6 protein-coding genes and 1 pseudogene are annotated in these 6,145 nt (G+C 75.1%); 5 read left to right on the top strand and 2 right to left on the bottom strand.

Translation table 11 applies throughout. The features are described from left to right. The 5 genes and pseudogenes from GTR00_RS11955 to GTR00_RS11975 all read left to right on the top strand — a co-directional run. Positions 1-396: pseudogene (locus tag GTR00_RS11955) on the top strand (hypothetical protein); the annotation flags it as partial. Positions 397-448: 52 nt separating this feature from the next. Next, positions 449-1,048, top strand: a complete 600-nt coding sequence (gene recR / locus GTR00_RS11960) for a recombination mediator RecR (RefSeq protein ID WP_166611848.1) — start codon at positions 449-451, stop codon at positions 1,046-1,048. Beyond that, positions 1,041-1,673, top strand: coding sequence for a DUF5063 domain-containing protein (locus GTR00_RS11965; protein ID WP_166611849.1), 633 nt, complete (start codon positions 1,041-1,043; stop codon positions 1,671-1,673). The genes recR and GTR00_RS11965 overlap by 8 nt, the downstream gene beginning before the upstream one ends. Positions 1,674-1,787: 114 nt before the next feature. Beyond that, the gene (locus GTR00_RS11970; RefSeq protein ID WP_166611850.1) at positions 1,788-3,080 is read left to right on the top strand and encodes an aspartate kinase; all 1,293 of its coding nucleotides are present in this window, start codon (positions 1,788-1,790) and stop codon (positions 3,078-3,080) included. Then, positions 3,077-4,156 (top strand): aspartate-semialdehyde dehydrogenase, encoded by a 1,080-nt coding sequence (locus GTR00_RS11975; protein WP_166611851.1) that lies wholly within the window; start codon positions 3,077-3,079, stop codon positions 4,154-4,156. Before GTR00_RS11970 ends, GTR00_RS11975 begins: the two co-directional genes overlap by 4 nt. Before the next feature lie 69 nt (positions 4,157-4,225). On the opposite strand, the gene GTR00_RS11980 is transcribed toward GTR00_RS11975, so the two are convergent. Then, positions 4,226-5,569, bottom strand: a complete 1,344-nt coding sequence (locus GTR00_RS11980) for a uracil-xanthine permease family protein (RefSeq protein WP_166611852.1) — start codon at positions 5,567-5,569, stop codon at positions 4,226-4,228. A gap of 263 nt (positions 5,570-5,832) precedes the next feature. Further along, on the bottom strand, positions 5,833-6,145 hold a 313-nt coding region (locus GTR00_RS11985), incomplete at its 5' end, for a UBP-type zinc finger domain-containing protein (RefSeq protein ID WP_166611853.1).

Genomic DNA, 6,145 nt, shown 5'->3' on the forward strand with positions numbered 1-6,145 from the left:
CCCCAGCAGCACGCCCCGCAGCAGCAGGCGCCGTGGCCGGCGTCCGCGCAGCCCGGCGGGGACCCGTACGCCGACGTGCCCCCGCCCGAGGCGCCCATCGACGACCCCGGCGAGGAGCACCTGTCGGCGCCGCGCCGGGCGCAGGGCGAGGGCGCGCCGCAGGCGCGCCAGCACGCCCCGCAGCAGCACGCCCCGCAGCAGCACGCCCCGCGGCAGCACGCGCCGCAGCAGGCCCCCCAGCAGCCGCCCGGCGCCCGGGGGGCCCCGCGCCCGGCGCCGGAGGAGGACGTGCCCAGCCGCGACGACGAGGACGCCGAGGACTCCCAGCTCGTCGGCGCGGTCGTGGTGGAGCAGCTGCTCGGCGGGAAGGTGATCTCCACCGACGAGGGCCGCTGAGCCGCCCGCGCGGGAGGCGCCGGGTGTCGGTGGCGGCACGTACGCTTCCCACGTGTACGAAGGAGTCGTCCAGGACCTGATCGACGAGCTCGGACGGCTGCCCGGCGTGGGTCCCAAGAGCGCGCAGCGCATCGCGTTCCACCTGCTGGCGGCCGACGCCGCCGACGTGCGCCGGCTCGCGGAGGTGCTCACCGAGGTCAAGAGCAAGGTGCGCTTCTGCGCGGTGTGCGGCAACGTCGCGCAGGAGGAGCTGTGCCGGGTGTGCCGCGACCCGCGCCGCGACCCCAGCGTCATCTGCGTGGTCGAGGAGTCCAAGGACGTCGTGGCCATCGAGCGCACCCGGGAGTTCCGCGGCCGCTACCACGTGCTGGGCGGGGCGATCAGCCCCATGGAGGGCGTGGGCCCGGACGACCTGCGGGTGCGCGAGCTGCTGGGGCGGCTGGGCTCCGGCGAGGTCACCGAGACGATCATCGCCACCGACCCCAACCTGGAGGGCGAGGCCACCGCCACCTACCTGGCGCGGCTGCTGCGGCCCATGGGGCTGCGGGTGACGCGGCTGGCCTCGGGCCTGCCCGTGGGCGGCGACCTGGAGTACGCCGACGAGGTGACGCTCGGACGGGCGTTCGCCGGACGGAGGTCCCTGGATGCCTGACGAGACGACCGGGCCGGGCGCGACGCCCCGGCCCGCCGGCGTGGTCGAGACCACCGGGGCGGAGGCCGCCGAGGCCGTGGAGCTGGCCGACCTGGCCGCCACGACGGCCCTGGAGGCCCGCTCCTACCTCGACGCGATCACCGAGGTGGCCAGCGGCCAGATCGACTCCACCGCCCCCTCGGTGCTGCTGCTGGCCGTCAGCCAGGCGCTGGTGACCGGCGCGCGGCTGGGCGCGCTGGCCGACGTGGTGCCCGCGCGCCGCTACGAGCCGGACGCCGGCCCCGACCCGGACGTGGACCCGCTGCGCGCCGGCCTGGCCAACGTCGTGGAGGGGCTGGACGACTACGCCGAGGTCGTGGACCCGCTGACCGACGCGCACCTGGTGCGCGGCTCGCTCTCGGACGACCTGGCCTCGGTGGCGGCCGACCTCGTGCACGGCCTGCGCCACTTCGAGCGCGGCGAGGTGACCGAGGCGCTGTGGTGGTGGCAGTTCTCGTACCTGTCCTCATGGGGGCCGCGGGCCACCTCGGCGCTGCGGGTGCTGCAGTCGCTGCTGGGCCACCTGCGCCTGGACGTGGACGCCGAGACCGCCTCCGGCGCGGAGTTCGACGCCCTGCACCCCTGAGGCTGGGCAGGATGCCCACCGCCCCCGGCCGCGCGGGCGTGGATCGCCCAGCCGGCGGCCCGCGCCCCGGGCACGGCCGGGAGCACGCCCGCCGCTTCCGTAGAATCGCCCGTCGTGGCTCTCGTGGTGCAGAAGTACGGCGGTTCCTCGGTCGCTGACGCCGACGGGATCAAGCGCGTCGCCAAGCGGATCGCGGCGACCAAGCGCGCCGGCCACGAGGTCGTCGTGGTGGTCTCCGCGATGGGCGACACCACCGACGAGCTGATCGACCTCGCCGAGCAGGTCTCCCCGATGCCGCCGGCGCGCGAGCTGGACATGCTGCTCACCTCCGGCGAGCGCATCTCGATGGCGGTGCTGGCGATGGCCATCAGCAACCTGGGCCTGGAGGCGCGCTCCTTCACCGGCTCGCAGGCCGGGGTCATCACCGACTCCGCGCACGGGCGCGCCCGCATCATCGACGTCACCCCCGGGCGCATCCGCGGGGCGCTGGACGAGGGCGCCATCGCCATCGTCGCCGGCTTCCAGGGCGTCAGCCAGGACACCAAGGACATCACCACGCTGGGCCGCGGCGGCTCGGACACGACCGCGGTGGCGCTGGCCGCCGCGCTCAAGGCCGACGTCTGCGAGATCTACACCGACGTGGACGGCGTGTTCACCGCCGACCCGCGCATCGTGCCCACCGCCCGCAAGATCAACCGCATCGCCAGCGAGGAGATGCTGGAGATGGCGGCCTCGGGCGCGAAGATCCTCATGCTGCGCTGCGTGGAGTACGCGCGGAACTACGACCTGCCCATCCACGTGCGCAGCTCCTTCAGCGCGCACGAGGGCACCTGGGTGACGGACTCCCCCGTCCCCGCCGGCCTCAGCTCCCACGCCGTGGAGGAACCCGTGGAACAGCCGATCATCTCGGGCGTCGCGCACGACCGCAGCGAGGCGAAGATCACCGTCGTGGGGGTGCCGAACACCCCGGGCACCGCCGCCACCATCTTCAAGGCGGTGGCGCAGGCGGAGATCAACATCGACATGATCGTGCAGAACAACTCCGTGGGCGCCTCCAACCGCACCGACATCTCCTTCACCCTGCCGAAGTCGGAGGGCCAGAGCGCCGCCGCGGCGCTGGAGAAGGTCCGCGGCGAGGTGGGCTTCGAGCGCCTGGAGTTCGACGACCAGATCGGCAAGGTGTCGCTGATCGGCGTGGGGATGCGCTCGCACCCCGGGGTGTCGGCGACCTTCTTCGAGGCGCTGGGCGCGAAGGGCATCAACATGGACATGATCTCCACGTCGGAGATCCGCATCTCCGTCGTCACCCGCGCCGAGCAGCTCGACGACGCGGTGCGCGCCGTGCACACCGCGTTCGGCCTGGACGCCGAGGCGGAGGCCGTGGTCTACGGAGGGACCGGACGATGAGCAGCAGCACGATCCGCAAGCCGACCCTCGCGGTCGTCGGCGCCACCGGTGCCGTCGGCACCGTGATGCTCGGCATCCTGTCCGAGCGCCCCGACGTGTGGGGCGAGATCCGCCTCGTGGCCTCGGCCCGCTCGGCGGGCAAGGTGCTGCGGGTGCGCGGCGAGGACGTCGTCGTGCAGGCGCTGGCGCCGGAGGTCTTCGACGGCGTGGACGTCGCCATGTTCGACGTGCCCGACGAGGTGTCGGCGCACTGGGCGCCCATCGCCGCCGAGCGCGGCGCGGTGGCCGTGGACAACTCCGGCGCGTTCCGGATGGACCCCGACGTGCCGCTGGTGGTGCCGGAGGTCAACGGCGCCGCCGCGCGCAACCGCCCCAAGGGCATCATCGCCAACCCGAACTGCACGACGCTGACGATGATGGACGCCCTGGGCGCCCTGCACGAGCGCTGGCAGCTCACCGAGCTCGTCGTCGCCAGCTACCAGGCCGCCTCCGGCGCCGGGCAGCCCGGCGTGGACCGGCTCTACGACGAGCTGGAGGTCGTCGCGGGCCAGCGCACGCTGGGCCAGCGCGCCGGGGACACCGCCGCCGCCGTCGAGGCCAAGCTGGGCGCGGACTCGCCGTTCCAGGAGAACCTCGTCCTCAACGTCATCCCGGTCGCGGGGTCGCTGAAGGACGACGGCTGGACCAGCGAGGAGCTGAAGGTCCGCAACGAGTCCCGCAAGATCCTGGGCATCCCGGACCTGAAGGTGTCCGCCACCTGCGTGCGGGTGCCGGTGCTGACCACGCACTCCCTGGCCGTGCACGCCACCTTCGCCCGCGAGGTCGGCGTGGACGAGGCGCGCGCGGCGCTGGAGGCGGCGCCCAGCGTGGAGGTGCGCGACGACCTGGCCAACGGGGTGTTCCCCACGCCGGCGAGCACGGTGGGCGGGGACCCCACGGTCGTGGGCCGCCTGCGCCAGGCGCTGGACTTCCCCAACACGCTGGACCTGTTCGTGTGCGGGGACAACCTGCGCAAGGGCGCGGCGCTGAACACCGCGCAGATCGCCGAGCTGGTGGCGGCCGAGCTGACCGCCTGACGCCTCCGACGACGACGGCCCGCCACCCCTGCGCAGGGGTGGCGGGCCGTCGTCGTCGGAGGCGGGGGGTCAGCGGCCCTCCAGCTCGCTGCCACCGGGCACCGAGGCGGGGCTGGCCGCCTCCTGGGAGGTGCCGCGCCAGCGCGCCAGCGCCCGCATGAGGTGGAAGACGCCGATCGCGGCGGCCGTGCCCAGGGCGATGCCCTGGAACTCCAGGCCCTCGCTGGGCACCCACGTGTAGTTCGCGATGCCGACGACCAGGGCGATCGCGGCGGTGGTGAGGTTCACCGGGTCGGAGAGGTCGACGCGGTTCTGCACCCAGATGCGCGCGCCGAGCATCCCGATCATCCCGTACAGCAGGGTGGCGGCGCCGCCGAGGACGCCGGCGGGCACCGAGCCGACGAGGGCGCCGAACTTCGGCGAGAAGCTCAGCAGCAGCGCGGCCGCGGCGGCGACCCAGTACGCGGCGGTGGAGTACACCTTCGTGGCCGCCATCACGCCGATGTTCTCCGCGTAGGTGGTGGTGCCCGAGCCGCCGCCGGCACCGGCGAGGGTGGTGGCCACCCCGTCGGCGAGCAGCGCCCGCCCGGTGAGCGGGTCCAGGTCGCGCCCCGTCATGGCCGCCACCGACTTCACGTGGCCGACGTTCTCGGCGACCAGCACGAACACCACCGGCAGGAACAGCCCCAGCACGCCCGCGTCGAAGCGGGGCGCGCTGAAGGTGGGCAGCCCGAACCACGCCGCCGAGCGCACCGCCTCGAAGGCGACCTCCCCGCGCAGCAGCGCGCACGCGTACCCGACGAGGACGCCGACGAGGATCGCCAGGCGCCCGAGCATCCCGCGGAACAGCACGGTGGTCAGCACGATCGCGCCGAGGGTGACCAGCGCGGTGACGGGCGCGGCGCGGAACCCCGAGCAGGTGCCGTCCGCCGAGCAGCTGCCCCACGCGGTGGGGGCGAGGTTCAGGCCGATGAGGGCGACGATCGTGCCGGTGACCACCGGCGGCATGAGCGCGTCGATCCAGCGCGAGCCGGCCAGGTGCACCACGGCGCCCACCAGCGCCAGCAGCGCGCCGGTGAGCAGGATCCCGCCGGCGGCGCTGGCCTGCCCGCCGGTGGCGACGGCCGCGCCGATGGGGGCGATGAACGCGAACGAGGACCCCAGGTAGCTGGGCACCCGGTTGCCGGTGAGGAGCAGGAACACCGCCGTGCCCAGGGCGGAGAAGAACAGCGTGGTGGAGGCGGGGAAGCCGGTGATGGCCGGCACGAGGATCGTGGAGCCGAACATCGCCACCACGTGCTGCAGGCCGATGCCCACCGTGCGCGGCCAGCTCAGCCGCTCGTCGGGGGCGACCACCGCCCCGGGGCGCGCCGTCCTGCCGTCCCCGTGCACCCGCCAGCCGATCGCCGCCACGCCGTCTCCTCCCGTCGCCGCCGCTCGCGGGCGGTCGCCGCGCGAGCGGGTGAAGACTAGGGGGCGCCGGCGGCCACCGCGCCGGGGTTGACCAGCGTCACTGCGACGCCGCGGTCGCCGACGTCCAGGGCCACCGCCTCGGCGAACCCGGCCAGGCCGTGCTCGGTGGCCACGTGGGCGGCGTCGTGCGGGTGGGCGCGGTGCGCTGGCAGCCGGCCAGCGCGGCGCGCACCGCCGCGCTGCCGCGCGGGGGTGCCACGGCCTCAGCGGTGCAGGCGGGAGCGCCAGTCGGCGGGCACGCGGCCGGCCGGGCCGGGGGCGCCCTGGTCGGCGGGGTGGTGCTGCGGCGGCGCGAGCTCGGGGCCGGAGCGGTACGTGACGTCGGTGGTGAAGTCGTAGAACCAGCCCTCCCCCGGCTCGAAGCTGCGCACCACCGGGTGCCCGGCGGCGGCGGCGTGGCCGCGGGCGTGCTGCCCGGGCGAGGAGTCGCAGCAGCCGACGTGGCCGCAGGCGGCGCAGCGGCGCAGGTGGAACCACCAGCCCTGCGGGCTGGAGCCCTCGCAGTCCGCGCAGCCG

It is taken from the genome of Kineococcus indalonis, assembly GCF_009906395.1.
GTDB classification, from domain to species: domain Bacteria; phylum Actinomycetota; class Actinomycetes; order Actinomycetales; family Kineococcaceae; genus Kineococcus; species Kineococcus indalonis.

Coding starts and splice junctions, on each gene's coding strand:
- GTR00_RS11965 (WP_166611849.1), top strand. CDS start 1,041: ATGCCTGACGAGACGACCGGGCCGGGCGCGACGCCCCGGCCCGCCGGC.
- GTR00_RS11975 (WP_166611851.1), top strand. CDS start 3,077: ATGAGCAGCAGCACGATCCGCAAGCCGACCCTCGCGGTCGTCGGCGCC.